The 11,864-nt window shown below is 70.4% G+C and carries 11 protein-coding genes and 2 pseudogenes; 11 read left to right on the top strand and 2 right to left on the bottom strand.

The window, feature by feature from the left end; genetic code table 11:
- Positions 1-89: 89 nt before the first annotated feature.
- The 7 genes and pseudogenes from ACFVT2_RS34915 to ACFVT2_RS34885 form a co-directional block, all read left to right on the top strand.
- Positions 90-497: pseudogene (locus ACFVT2_RS34915) on the top strand (transcriptional regulator); the annotation flags it as partial.
- A gap of 273 nt (positions 498-770) precedes the next feature.
- Positions 771-1,151 (top strand): DUF6415 family natural product biosynthesis protein, encoded by a 381-nt coding sequence (locus ACFVT2_RS34910; RefSeq protein ID WP_390024605.1) that lies wholly within the window; start codon positions 771-773, stop codon positions 1,149-1,151.
- Positions 1,148-1,300 (top strand): hypothetical protein, encoded by a 153-nt coding sequence (locus ACFVT2_RS34905; RefSeq protein WP_390024604.1) that lies wholly within the window; start codon positions 1,148-1,150, stop codon positions 1,298-1,300. The genes ACFVT2_RS34910 and ACFVT2_RS34905 overlap by 4 nt, the downstream gene beginning before the upstream one ends.
- 154 nt (positions 1,301-1,454) lie before the next feature.
- Positions 1,455-1,658 (top strand): hypothetical protein, encoded by a 204-nt coding sequence (locus ACFVT2_RS34900; RefSeq protein WP_390024602.1) that lies wholly within the window; start codon positions 1,455-1,457, stop codon positions 1,656-1,658.
- Between the two features lie 182 nt (positions 1,659-1,840).
- Positions 1,841-2,023, top strand: a complete 183-nt coding sequence (locus tag ACFVT2_RS34895) for a hypothetical protein (protein ID WP_390024600.1) — start codon at positions 1,841-1,843, stop codon at positions 2,021-2,023.
- On the top strand, positions 2,020-2,346 hold the full coding sequence (locus tag ACFVT2_RS34890; RefSeq protein ID WP_390024598.1) for an NUDIX hydrolase: 327 nt from the start codon (positions 2,020-2,022) through the stop codon (positions 2,344-2,346). Before ACFVT2_RS34895 ends, ACFVT2_RS34890 begins: the two co-directional genes overlap by 4 nt.
- A complete protein-coding gene (locus tag ACFVT2_RS34885; protein WP_390024596.1) occupies positions 2,343-2,507 on the top strand; it encodes a hypothetical protein in 165 nt (54 codons plus the stop codon). Before ACFVT2_RS34890 ends, ACFVT2_RS34885 begins: the two co-directional genes overlap by 4 nt.
- Positions 2,508-2,740: 233 nt before the next feature.
- Here the strand turns inward: ACFVT2_RS34885 and ACFVT2_RS34880 are convergent, their stop codons facing one another.
- Entirely contained in the window at positions 2,741-6,133 is a 3,393-nt protein-coding gene (locus ACFVT2_RS34880; protein ID WP_390024594.1) for a BTAD domain-containing putative transcriptional regulator, read from the bottom strand.
- 182 nt (positions 6,134-6,315) lie between these two features.
- Between ACFVT2_RS34880 and ACFVT2_RS34875 the strand changes: the two genes are divergently transcribed.
- Positions 6,316-7,356, top strand: coding sequence for an NADP-dependent oxidoreductase (locus tag ACFVT2_RS34875; RefSeq protein WP_390024592.1), 1,041 nt, complete (start codon positions 6,316-6,318; stop codon positions 7,354-7,356).
- A gap of 55 nt (positions 7,357-7,411) precedes the next feature.
- On the top strand, positions 7,412-8,017 hold the full coding sequence (locus ACFVT2_RS34870; protein WP_390024590.1) for an NAD(P)H oxidoreductase: 606 nt from the start codon (positions 7,412-7,414) through the stop codon (positions 8,015-8,017).
- 253 nt (positions 8,018-8,270) lie between these two features.
- Here the strand turns inward: ACFVT2_RS34870 and ACFVT2_RS34865 are convergent.
- Positions 8,271-8,561 (bottom strand): annotated as a pseudogene (locus ACFVT2_RS34865) (isochorismatase family protein); the annotation flags it as partial.
- A gap of 621 nt (positions 8,562-9,182) precedes the next feature.
- Here ACFVT2_RS34865 and ACFVT2_RS34860 point away from each other — a divergent pair.
- Both ACFVT2_RS34860 and ureC read left to right on the top strand, forming a co-directional pair.
- Positions 9,183-9,875, top strand: a complete 693-nt coding sequence (locus ACFVT2_RS34860) for an urease subunit gamma (protein WP_390024588.1) — start codon at positions 9,183-9,185, stop codon at positions 9,873-9,875.
- Positions 9,868-11,814 (top strand): urease subunit alpha, encoded by a 1,947-nt coding sequence (gene ureC / locus ACFVT2_RS34855; RefSeq protein ID WP_390024611.1) that lies wholly within the window; start codon positions 9,868-9,870, stop codon positions 11,812-11,814. Before ACFVT2_RS34860 ends, ureC begins: the two co-directional genes overlap by 8 nt.
- The last annotated feature ends 50 nt before the right edge of the window (positions 11,815-11,864 follow it).

Genomic DNA, 11,864 nt, shown 5'->3' with positions numbered 1-11,864 from the left:
AAACGCGACTACATCTTCCACGGCACCCTGACCACCGCAGCCATCGTGATCTGGCTCCGTGATCTCGTCAAAGAGCCATCAGACACTGCCTAGCCGAAGCGCGAGCCCTCGCCAATCGCGTACCTGAGGACGTCTACAACGGAACTGCATTCGGCCCGGACAGCGTGCGTATCCATGAGGTATCCGTAGCCGTCAGCCTCGGAGACGACTACCTGACGCGAGCCTGGGACCTGGCACGCACCTGGAAACCACCACACGAAATGCCCGCCGAGCGCCGCAGCAGCTTCTACATCGAACTGGGGCGCGCGCAGCTCTGGTCTGGACGACCAGACGCTGCCTTCGAGTCTTTGAAGGTTGCGCGTCGCATTGCGCCCCAACATGCCCGAGAACACAGGTGGGTGCGGGAGGACGCAGCCACCCTTCGCCGCCTCAAGCGCGCGGACGCTGAGAGCCTGTCGAACTTCGCCCAGTGGTGCCATGCAGATCCGAGAGCCTGACCAGTACCCCTCACAGGGGTACTTGCGCCTCACCCTCGGGGCCAGTCTCTTCCCACAGCCCAACACGGCACTGGGAGAGACCGTGAGAACAACGACAGCTCCACCCGCAGCCCCTGACCTCAGCATTGCCCGACTGCACGGTGAAGCGTGCTACTGGTGCGGCGCCGCCCACTGCGCCTTGACTGCGGCGGGGGAAGTGAGCACCAAAGTAGAAGGGGGCATCCGAAACTGGTTCATCGTGGCGTGCTCCCGACACCGCGATCGGAGACCGTGATGGCGGCAGAAATCGTTGAGCCATCCGATCCGATTTCGCCGTCCCATGCTCTCGTCCGGGTCGACGTGGAGACCATCAGCGAGACGATCCGTCGAGCGCTGGGTCTCGGCGCGACCCGAGCCAGCCGAGACGAATTGGCTGAGACGGACGAGACGCTGCGGGGACACGTCACGCTGCTCCTCAGTGATATCCGGGAGACCGCCAGTCGTCAGCTGCACAGCTTCGAGACGCAACAGCTCACACGGCGATTGGACAGGATCAAGCAGCACTTGGCCCACCCGTTCGGCCAGGGCCCGCTGACCGCGGATGCCGAGGTGCACCAGCGCGCCCGGGACTGCCAATGGCTGCTGGCGTACTACACCGCAGAGGCAAGGCGGTGACCGCGGACCAGGACGGGCCCGGCACCGACAATTCCGACGCGCAGCCGGCCAGCTACGTCCTCCCCGGAGTGACGTTCGTGCCCGCCGCCAAGGTCACGCCCTGCCCGTTCCCCTGCGACCGCTGCCGCGCCACGGGGAGGCAGACGTGAGGACCCGACAGTGCACCGCGCGCCACCCGTGGCCCGCCCAGCACCGGCCCCGCGGCCACCCGAGGTGGGCCCGGTGCGACGGCCACCGCAAGCACCAGGGTGGCCACCACGCGCGGCTCCCTGAGTTCGGGCTTGAACTGCGGTGGGCACGGCGATGACGACCACCAGCGATCCCCCGTACGGCGTGATGGCTGGGACCGTCGGCGACGACGTGATCACCGTGCACGAACTCATCTGGGCCGACGGGACACAGCGGCCGAAGTGCGGCGATGGCACCCCGGAAGACCAGGTGGAGGAGTGGATCCGCCGGGTGAACTGTCCGTACTGCCTGAACGACGAAGCGGCACCCGCAGCCTGACCTCACAGACCCCCGGCGCTCGTGATCGCCGGGCACGCTCCTCGCCGCCACACCCGGGGCTTTTACCTTTTCTCCCCGGAGACGGCAGACGAGACGAGACGAGACGAGAAGCACAGCGCCCGCCCGAGGTTGGACGCCGCGACGGGCGGGCGCACCCCGTACCCCACGACTAGGACATAGCCATGGCGAAACCCACCCCTGATGATGACGAGTTCTTGAGCGACATCCTGTCCCTCGGGGCGGCGGTCAACGCCGCCCGGGACGAAGGGCTGCCACCCCCGGTCCGCGAGATGTTCAACGGCGTCGCCGCCGAGCAGGCCAGCGAGATCTCCCGCAAATACGGCACCGACAAGGGGACCGAGTGACCACCACGAGGAACCAGTTCACCGACCCGGACGGCCGCAGGATCGGGGCCTTAGCCCTCTTCTGCAACCCCGCCGGCCACCCCCTGATGCTCCGGAAACGCGACCGGGACGAACTCCCGTGGTGCCTTCCCGGCGGATGCGCCGTCGGAGGTGAGTCGGCCCTCGCCGCGCTCCGCCGAAAGGTGCTGGAGGAGACCGGGCTGCACGCCACCCCTGGCCTGCTTCTGGTCAAGCACTACATGCCGCTACGGCCAAGACGGCGGAGGCGTACAACCTCGTCTTCGACTGCGGCGAACTCTCCCCCGAGGCGGAAGTTCGATTGAAGGAGTCCGAGTTCAGCGAGTACGCGTTCGTGTCCCCGGACCGTCTGGCGGACGTAGCGCAGCCCCATACGGCCGCGCGGGTGCAGGCAGCGCTGCACGTCCGCAAGATCGGCGGCGGCGCGGTGTTCCTGGAAGGCGCCAGCCGCCCCTGCGTGACCTAGCCCCGGCTCCCGTCCGGCTGGTTGGCCGAGGCTGGCCGGACGGGCGCCTGGCCCTTGACGGTCGCCAGGCCGCTCCGCGCGTCCCCTCCCCGTGAGACGCGGGACGTGCGGAGCACCGGCCGCCCGGGCCTTCCCGCGGGCTCGGGCGGCCCACTGCCCCGCCCCGGTGCTCCTTGGTGAGGACGGTCGCCGGGGCGGGTCACCCGCACTCCCCCAAGGAGGAGTCCATGCCCTTACTGCCGCGCTCTTTCGCCCCGCTGGGCCCGCGATTCGCCTGGCTGGAGATCACGGGATTCTGCAACCTGAAGTGCCGCCCGTGCTACGCCGACTGGTTCCGCGTCCTCTACGAACTTGCCGCACTGCACGTCCGCGACGTGCAGTTCATCGGCGGGGAACCTACCCTCCACCCGTCCCTCCCACCCCCGGCCCGCCGCCCTGGCCGCGAACTCCGCGCCGAACGCCTCCTCGCCCACCGCCGCGCGAGCCGCCGCGCTGATCCGGTCCACGTCGCCGCGCTCCGCCGCCGGTAGCGGCGCGCCCACCGACGAGCGCAGTGCCTCGGCGCGGGAGAGCAGGCGGGCCGCCTCGACGGCGTTGCCGGCGAGAGCCTCGGCGCCGGCCAGGCCCTCCAGGGCGAGCGCGGTCGCGCGTGGGTCGGTGCCGGCACGCGCTGCCGTCAGGCCCCGTGTGTGCAGCGCCCGCGCGCCTTCCGCGTCGCCGCGCAGCTCGGCGACGAATCCCAGTTCGGCAAGCAGCAGCGTCACCCCGTAGAACGGCACGCCGTACGCCTCCTGGAGCCGGACATTCCACGCGAGCGCGCTGCGCAGGTGCGACTCGGCCCGGTCCAGGTCGCCCGCCCGGCGCGCCCCCAGGCCCAGGCCGACCTCGGCGAACTCCTCCGCGAACCGGTCCGACTGTTCGGCCGCCAGTCGCCGCCCCCGCTCGTGGAACTCGCCGGCCCGCTCGAAGTCGCCCCGAAGGAGTGCGATCCGCCCGAGCCCGGACAGCCGGTACGACACATCGGTCCACAGGCCCAACTCCTCGGCTCTGCACAGCCCTTCGCGATGCAGTGCGGCCGCTCGGTCGTAGTCCCCCGATACCTCGGCGACATAGGCGAGCTGGTCCGCCGCCTGTACCTGCCCCCACCTGTCACCCAGTGCCGCGAACCGCGCCGCGCTGTCCGCCCCCGCCTCGCGCGCCGTGACCAGGTCGCCCCGGAACATCGCGTGCTTGGCGACGCTGCTCAACGCGGCCGCGATCCCCCACCGGTTGTCCACGGCCCGGAACCCGCGCAGCGCCCGCTCGATCAGCTCGCCGCCGGTGTCGGTGTCGCCCACGTGCAGGTGCGCGAGGCCCAGGAACCACTGCGCGCGGTCGCGTCCCGCCTCGATCGCGTCGAGGGCCCGCACCGCGTCCCGGCTCTGCCGCACCAGCTCGCTGCCCTCACCCGCGACCATCGCGAACCCGGCCCGCCACACCCCCGCCTCTGCCCGCGCCGCCTCCGGTACGCCGCCCTCGACGGCCAGCGCCGAGGTCAGCGCCCGGTACGCCTCGCGGTAGCGCCCGCGCAGGAAGCGGTACCACGCTGCCGAACTCGCGAGCCGCACCGCGAGTCCGGCGTCGCCGCGCTCGACCGCGCCCTCCAGGGAGCCCCGCAGGTTGGCGCTCTCCGCGTCCAGGCGCGCGAGCCAGACCCGCTGTTCGGGTCCGTACAAGTGCGGTGCGGCCCGCTCCGCGAACGCCGCGAAGTACTCGCCGTGGCGCCGCTGTATCTCCCCGAACTCGCCTGCGGTGCGCAGGCTTTCGACGCCGTAGGCCGCGACGGACTCCAGTAGCCGATAGCGGGGCCCTTCGGGCCCGTCCGTGGCCACGACCAGTGAGCGATCCACCAGCCGGCTAACGAGATCGAGCACGTCGGCGCCCGCGAGCTCCTCCCCAGCGCACACTGCCTCGGCCGCCTCCGGTGTGCAGCCGTCCGCGTGGATCGCCAGCCGGCGCAGTACGAGCCGCTCCGGCGCGCCGAGCAGCTCCCAGCTCCAGTCGATCACCGCGCGCAGGGTCTGCTGCCGTGCGGGTGCGCCGCGCCGGCCGATCCCGAGCACCCGGAACCGGTCGTCCAGCCGTGCCGCCAGGCCGTGTATCCCGAGCCCGCGCACGCGCGTCGCGGCCAGTTCGAGGGCCAACGGGATCCCGTCGAGCCGCCGGCACACCGACGCGACCGCGTCGGCGTTGTGCGTGTCGAGCACGAATCCGGGCGCCGAGGCCGCTGCGCGTGCCACGAACAGCCGTACCGCCGTGGACCGTTCGAGCTCCGGCAGCCGCGCCTCGGGGTCCGGCAGCGCCAGGGGAGGCACGACGTAAAGCACCTCGCCGTCGACCGCCAGCGGATCCTGGCTGCTGGTCAGGATCCGCAGGCCGGGCACGGCCCGCAGGAGGGCGTCCGTGAGCAGCGCGATCGGCTCGATCACGTGCTCGCAGTTGTCCAGCACCAGCAGCAGCCGCCGCTCGCGCAGCGCGTCGGCCAGGCGGGCCTGTGGCTGCCGGGCAAGGAACCCGGCCGGCCCGGAGCCGCTCTCGTCCCGGATGCCGAGCGTCGTCGCGATCGCCTCGGCGAGCTCGACGCCGCTCGGGCGGCGTTGCCCCGCCAGCTCGACGAGCCATACCCCGTCCGGGAAGTCCTCGGCGACGGCTTCCGCTGCGGCGAGCGCGAGCCGGGTCTTGCCGACCCCGCCCGGGCCGGTCAGCGTCACCAGGCGGGCCGCGCCCACCAGCGCGCCCACCTCGGTGACCGCGCCCTCGCGTCCGACCAGTTCGCTCAGCGCGGCGGGCAGATTGCCCTGCGGGCGGGCCGCGGACGTGGTCGGCGTCGGGACGGGCGCCAGCGCCGGGTCCTGTTCGAGGATCGCCTGGTGCAGCGCGGTCAGTTCCGGGCCCGGGTCGAGCCCGAGTTCGTCCGCCAGCAGCTCGCGCAGCTCGGCGTATCCGGCCAGTGCCTCCTGCTGCCGGCCCGAACGGTACAGCGCGCGCAGGTGCGCGGCCCGCAGTCGCTCGCGCAGCGGATGAAGCGCGACCTTTTCCCCCAACTCATCGGCCAGCAATGTGTGTTCGCCCAGTTCGAGGCGGGCCTCGGCCTGGTCCTCCAGGGCCGTCAGCCGCTGTTCGTCCAGGCGGGCGATCGCCGCGCGCGCGAACTCCTCGTCGCGAAAGTCCGCGAATGCGGGGCCCCGCCACAGCGCGAGCGCGTCCCCCAGCAGCGCGGCCCGCGTCCGCGGGTCGGTGCTCGCCCGCGCCCGCGCGGTCAGCCCGGCGAACCGATCGGCGTCGACCGCGTCCGACGCGACCAGCAGCTCGTAGCCGGGCGGGCGGTACGCGACCAGGTCGCGGCCGCCGGGTTCGGCAGCCTCCAAGGCTCGGCGCAGCTGGGAGACCTTGGTCTGCAAGGTGTTGGCCGGGTTGCCCGGCGGATCCGCGCCCCACAGGTCCTCGACGAGCAGGTCCGCCGACACCGGGCCGTCACGGTGCACGAGCAGATCCGCGAGCAGTGCGCGCACCTTCACCTCGGGTACCCGTACGGTCTGCCCGTCGGCGGTCCACACGGCCAGCGGACCCAGGATTCCAAAGCGCATGACGTCACGTTAGCCCAGGCCGATCGCCCCCTCACGGCCGGTGGCCGGCGGCCACGCGCGGACCCGCAGCGGACCCCCAGCGAACCCCCAGGCGATCGTGCGAGGGCCTCGGCACAGTGAGGTCAACGAGTTCGGAACAGCCCGGACCAGACCGCACGAAACACGAAACAGAGGGATCCGCCATGTCCGCGAACACTGCCACCGCCGCCGCGCGCACCGTCGCCACCGGCCGCGAGATCCGCCTCGCCTCCCGCCCCGTCGGAACCCCCACCCCCGAGAACTTCGAGCTGGTCACCACCGCGATCCCGCAGTTGGGCGAGGGCCAGATCCTGGTCCGGAACACGTGGATGTCGGTGGACCCGTACATGCGGGGCCGGATGGACGATGCCGAGTCGTACATCCCCGCCTTCGAGCTCGGCGCGGCGCTCGAAGGCAGCGCGGTCGGCGAGGTCGTCGCGTCCCGCGCCGATGCCGTCCCGGTCGGCGCGACCGTGTCGCACTTCGCCGGTTGGCGCGAGTACGCCGTGGTCGACGGTGCGACCGCCGCCGTCCTGGACACCTCGGCCGTCCCCGCCCAGGCGTACCTCGGCCCCCTGGGCACTACCGGCCTGACCGCGTACGCGGCGCTCACCGAAGTGGCTCAGGTTCGAGCGGGCGACACGGTGTTCATCTCCGGCGCGGCCGGCGCCGTCGGCAGCGTCGCGGGGCAGATCGCCCGCAAGCTCGGCGCGGCCAGGGTGATCGGGTCGGCCGGCGGGCCGGTCAAGGCGAAGCAGCTGGTCAGCGGCTTCGGATTCGACGTCGCCCTGGACTACCGGGCCGGTGCGATCGCCGACCAGCTCGCCGCGGCAGCCCCCGAGGGCATCGACGTATATGTCGACCACGTCGGCGGCGACCACCTCGAAGCCGCGATCGCGAGCGCCAAGGTCGGTGCCCGGTTCGCGCTGGTCGGCGCGATCAGCGGCTACAACGCCACCGAGCCGGTCCCCGGCCCGGGCAACCTGTTCCAGGCGTACACCAAGCGGCTGACGCTGCGCGGAATGCTGATCAACGACCACTTCGCGTTGTTCCCCGAATTCACCGCCCGGGCGATCGGCTGGCTCACCGAGGGCTCGCTGCGCACCAAGGAAACCGTGTTCGAGGGCATCGAGCAGGCCCCGGCCGCGTTCCTCGGCGTCCTGAGCGGCGCCAACACCGGCAAGATGCTCGTCCGGCTGGCCTGACCCCGGGGCACCAGAGACACCCCCACCCGCTCAACCGGAAAGGAACAGAGCCGCGATGGCCGCTGCCCTCCTCGTCCTGGCCCACCCCCGCACCGACTCCCTCACCGCCAAGATCGCCGCCCGCGCCCACGACCGCCTGGTCGCCGCCGGCCACACCGTCGACGTCCTCGACCTGCACGCTGAGGGCTTCGACCCACGGATGACCACCGAGGACGAACCCGACTGGGCCGACCGCGACAAGCCGTACAGCCACCAGGTGCGGGCGCACATGGCCCGCGTCAAGGCCGCCGAGACGATCGTTGTGGTCTTCCCGGTCTGGTGGTTCGGCCTGCCCGCACTGCTGAAGGGCTGGATCGATCGGGTGTGGAACTACGGCTTCGCGTACGGTCGAAGCCGCCCCCGTCTGGCGGGCAAGCGCATCCAGTGGATCGCCCTGGCGGGCTACTCGCGCGAGCACTTTGCCGAGGGCGGCTGGGACGACCTGATGGATCGTCAACTACGGGTCGGCGTCTCGAACTTCTGCGGTATCGAGGATGCCCGCGTGCACTTGGTGTACGACACTGTCGCCACCGGCGCCCACGACGGAGCCCTCTTGGCCTCGGCCGACGACGCACTGTCCGCCTTCCTCACCACCCCGGTCCGGGAACCGGCCCCACGGTGACCCCACTCACCCGCCGGGCCGCCCGTTTGCCACCGTTCCCGGCCCTCGTACCTCGAACGAGCCGGTCGACCGGAAGGCGGCCAGGGAGCATGCGGACGGGTGGGACCGACGGTGATCACCCCCGGGTCAGGCGGTCCGGCCGGGGGCCTGCAGGGAGTCGAGAGATCTCCCTTCATCAGGAGCTGGGCACAGCACGGTCGTTGTCGCTGACACGTTGTACATGGCGACCGTGACCATCGGGCCGAACACGCTCGTCGACGGCCCCGGAGGTGGCGGCTGGCTCGAAATTCGGGTGGAACTCGCTTCCCTCGCTGCCGACGACGCAGTGCACGGGGAAGGAGTTCTCGAAGTCCGGGTGCTCGGCAAAGTGGGTCCCGGGGTCGATGTGGTGGTCGCGGGTGGCGACGATGTAGGCGTAACTCCCGTCGACGCGTCGCACCAGGTCGGCGATGGCAGCGGCTCTGTCCGCGCCGCCCTTGACCGGAACGCTGCCGCCCTCGCAGAAGTCCTTCTGCACATCGACGACGATCAATGCACGGCGCACGGCGAATCCTTCCCGCGGGTGAACCCCTTGCCGGTATGTTCGGGCGCCTCCGGCAATGCGCAGACGCAGCACTCGCCCGTCGCTCACCCGACTGGGCGCCGGGACGGCAGGCGTTACTCGTGAACCGGCCGTCTCCATCAGCGGGCAGGGCTCACCGGTGCCGTTGAGCTGCTGTCTGGGCGATTGTCGACGGACGGGCAGCGGACGGCAGCGGAATCCTGTGGATCTTCAAGCCGCAGCCGACAGAGGGGTCGACGGCTACCCGGGGTGCCAGTGCGACAGGGACAGGCAGTGTTCCACGAGGCCGGTCTGTCGGAGGGCATTCCTGCTGAGTGGGCAGTCGGCCGAGCCATACAGCTGAGTCCCTCGCTTTTCTCGGAAGAATCCTTACGGCTCACTCGTACGGGCGTGGTGTGGCTGCGGGGCGTTTTCGGCTCTGTCCGCGTGACCATGTTCGTCGTCACGAGGGTTGGGGCCGGATGGCCAAGGAAGCTGTGCTGCGTTGTACGGCGTGGGAGTGAGGCCGTGGAGGCCCCACCCCGGGCTGTCGACGGTCATGGTCGGTCCCGGCTCCGATGTCCAGAGCATGAGCCCTGGACAGGGCGAACGCAGGGTAGGGCTATGCACCTGACTCCACACGAACAAGAGCGCCTGATGATCCATGTGGCGGCGGATGTCGCCGAGAAGCGTCGGGCCCGAGGGATTCGGCTCAACTACCCAGAGGTCGTTGCGCTGTTAACCGTGCATGTCCTTGAAGGTGCGCGCGAGGGGAGAACCGTCGCCGATCTCATGTCTTCCGGGAAGAAGCTGCTGACCCGGGAGGAGGTCATGGAGGGCGTACCGGAGATGATCAAGAACGTGCAGGCGGAGGCCACGTTCCCCGACGGCACGAAGCTGGTCACCATCCACGATCCTTTCCCCGAAGCGGGCGAGGACGAAGAGCCGCTTGTGTCCCCGGGCGAGGTGGATTTCTCCACGCAGCAGGGCGACGAGTTCGTGCGCTTCAACGAGGGCCGCGAGGTCACTCCCCTGACCGTGAACAACCCGTGCGACCGTCCCATCCAGGTCGGCTCCCACTACCACTTCCACGAAGCCAACCCCGGCCTGGACTTCGACCGTGACGCCGCCTGGGGCAAGCGCCTCCATGTCCCGGCCGGCAGCTCCGTACGCTTCGAGCCCAACGTGCCCGAGGACGTAGAGCTCGTACCCATCGAGGGCAAGCGTGTGGTGCACGGCCTGCGCGGCGAGGTCGGCGGCCCCCTCATCAGCATCCAGGATTCATCCGATGAGGTCGGGGGTGAGCTCAATGACTGAGTGCTGCTGTCCTGAGCCTCCCAAGCCTTCCGATCCCCTGACCCGCGCCCAGTACGCGGACCGGTTCGGTCCGACGACCCGCGACCGCATCCGCCTCGCCGACACGGAGCTGCGGATCGAGATCGAGGACGACTGGGCCGGCGGTCCCGGGCGCAGCGGGAACGAGATGGTCTTCGGCGGCGGCAAGGTGATCCGTGAGTCGATGGGGCAGTCCGTCACGCCACGCGACCCACGCAAGCTCGGCGTACCTGACGAGCCCAGTGCCCCCGACGCCGACGCTGTCATCGAGCCCCCCGACACCGTCATCACCGGCGCCGTCATCCTGGACCACTGGGGCATCGTCAAGGCCGATGTGGCCATCCGCGACGGCCACATCACCGCGCTCGGCAAGGCGTACAACGACGAGACGATGGACCGTCTCCATGACGGAGCCGGCCGGCACAACGACGTCGGCCCGGCACCCAAGGATTTCGTCATCGGTCCCGAGACGGAAGTGATTGCGGGCAACGGGAAGATCCTGACCGCCGGCGGGGTCGACACGCACGTCCACTTCATCTGCCCCGAGCAGGTCGGTGAGGCGCTGGCCGCGGGTGTCACCACGCTCATCGGCGGCGGTACCGGCCCGGCGGAGGGCAGTACCGCCACCACGGTCACCCCCGGTTGCTGGCACATCGCCCGCACCTTCGAGGCACTGGACGCCTTCCCGGTCAACGTCGGGCTGCTCGGCAAGGGCGCCACCATGTCCGAGGACTCCATGTACAACCAGGTGGACGCGGGCATCATCGGCCTCAAGATCCACGAGGACTGGGGTGCCACCCCGGCCGTCCTCAAGAAGTGCCTGGAGGTCTGCGAGCAGACCGGTGTCCAACTCGCGCTGCACGCCGACTCGTTGAACGAGGCGGGTTTCGTCGACGACACCATCGCGGCGATCGACGGCAGCGACGGATGCGATGGGCGCCCCGTTCGCTCCATCCACGTCTTCCACGTCGAGGGTGCCGGCGGCGGCCACGCCCCCGACATGATCAAGATGGTGAAGGAGCCGAATGTCCTGCCCGCCTCCACCAACCCCACCCGGCCGCTGACCATCAACACGGTCAAGGAGCACTTCGACATGGTGATGGTCTGCCATCACCTCAACCCGAAGATCCCCGAGGACCTGGCCTTCGCGGACTCCCGGATCCGCCCCTCCACCATGGCCGCCGAGGACATCCTGCACGACCTCGGCGCCATCTCGATCATGTCCTCCGACGCCCAGGCCATGGGCCGCATCGGCGAGATGATCACGCGCACCTGGCAGACCGCGCACGTCATGAAGGTCCGCCGGGGTTTCCTGGAGGAGGACAGGCTGCCGGAGGATGAGCGGCCGACGCGTGACAAGGGAGCCGATAACAGGCGTGCCCGGCGGTACGTCGCGAAGTACACGATCAACCCGGCGATCGCCCAGGGCATCGATGCGGTGGTCGGGTCCGTGGAGCCCAAGAAACTGGCTGACCTGGTGCTGTGGGAGCCGAAGTTCTTCGGCGTCAAGCCGCATCAGGTCATCAAGGGCGGGCAGATCGCCTACGCGCAGGTGGGCGACGCCAACGCCTCCATCCCCACCCCGCAGCCGGTACTGCCGCGCGCCATGTGGGGCGCCACCGGCCTCGCGCCACGCTCCACCTCCTTCAACTTCGTCACCCAACGAGCCATCGACAACGGTCTGGCCGAACGGCTCAAGCTGGCCAAGCAGTTCAAGGCCATCACCAGCACGCGCGGCGTCCGCAAGGCGGACATGAAGGAGAACGACGCCACCCCCGACGTCGAGATCGACCCCGACACCTACGAGGTGATCGCCGGGGGCCACAAGGTGGAGGACGTGACGACATCCGTCGCGGGCCAGGTCGTCGAACGGAAGTATCCGAGCGAACTCCCCATGGCCCAGAGGTACTTCCTCTTCTGAACCTTGGCGCGCAGGCGATGCAACGGCACAGAGGCCCGCGCCATGGAGCC

Source organism: Streptomyces sp. NPDC058000 (genome assembly GCF_042886435.1).
In the GTDB taxonomy this organism is placed as follows: domain Bacteria; phylum Actinomycetota; class Actinomycetes; order Streptomycetales; family Streptomycetaceae; genus Streptomyces.
This window is presented reverse-complemented; position numbering and strand designations above follow the sequence as displayed.

Excerpts from the sequence above, each read along its gene's own strand:
- ACFVT2_RS34875 (WP_390024592.1), top strand. The coding sequence starts at position 6,316 with ATGTCCGCGAACACTGCCACCGCCGCCGCGCGCACCGTCGCCACCGGC.
- ureC (WP_390024611.1), top strand. The coding sequence starts at position 9,868 with ATGACTGAGTGCTGCTGTCCTGAGCCTCCCAAGCCTTCCGATCCCCTG.
- ACFVT2_RS34880 (WP_390024594.1), bottom strand. The coding sequence starts at position 6,133 with ATGCGCTTTGGAATCCTGGGTCCGCTGGCCGTGTGGACCGCCGACGGG.
- ACFVT2_RS34870 (WP_390024590.1), top strand. The coding sequence starts at position 7,412 with ATGGCCGCTGCCCTCCTCGTCCTGGCCCACCCCCGCACCGACTCCCTC.
- ACFVT2_RS34900 (WP_390024602.1), top strand. The coding sequence starts at position 1,455 with ATGACGACCACCAGCGATCCCCCGTACGGCGTGATGGCTGGGACCGTC.
- ACFVT2_RS34895 (WP_390024600.1), top strand. The coding sequence starts at position 1,841 with ATGGCGAAACCCACCCCTGATGATGACGAGTTCTTGAGCGACATCCTG.
- ACFVT2_RS34860 (WP_390024588.1), top strand. The coding sequence starts at position 9,183 with ATGCACCTGACTCCACACGAACAAGAGCGCCTGATGATCCATGTGGCG.
- ACFVT2_RS34910 (WP_390024605.1), top strand. The coding sequence starts at position 771 with ATGGCGGCAGAAATCGTTGAGCCATCCGATCCGATTTCGCCGTCCCAT.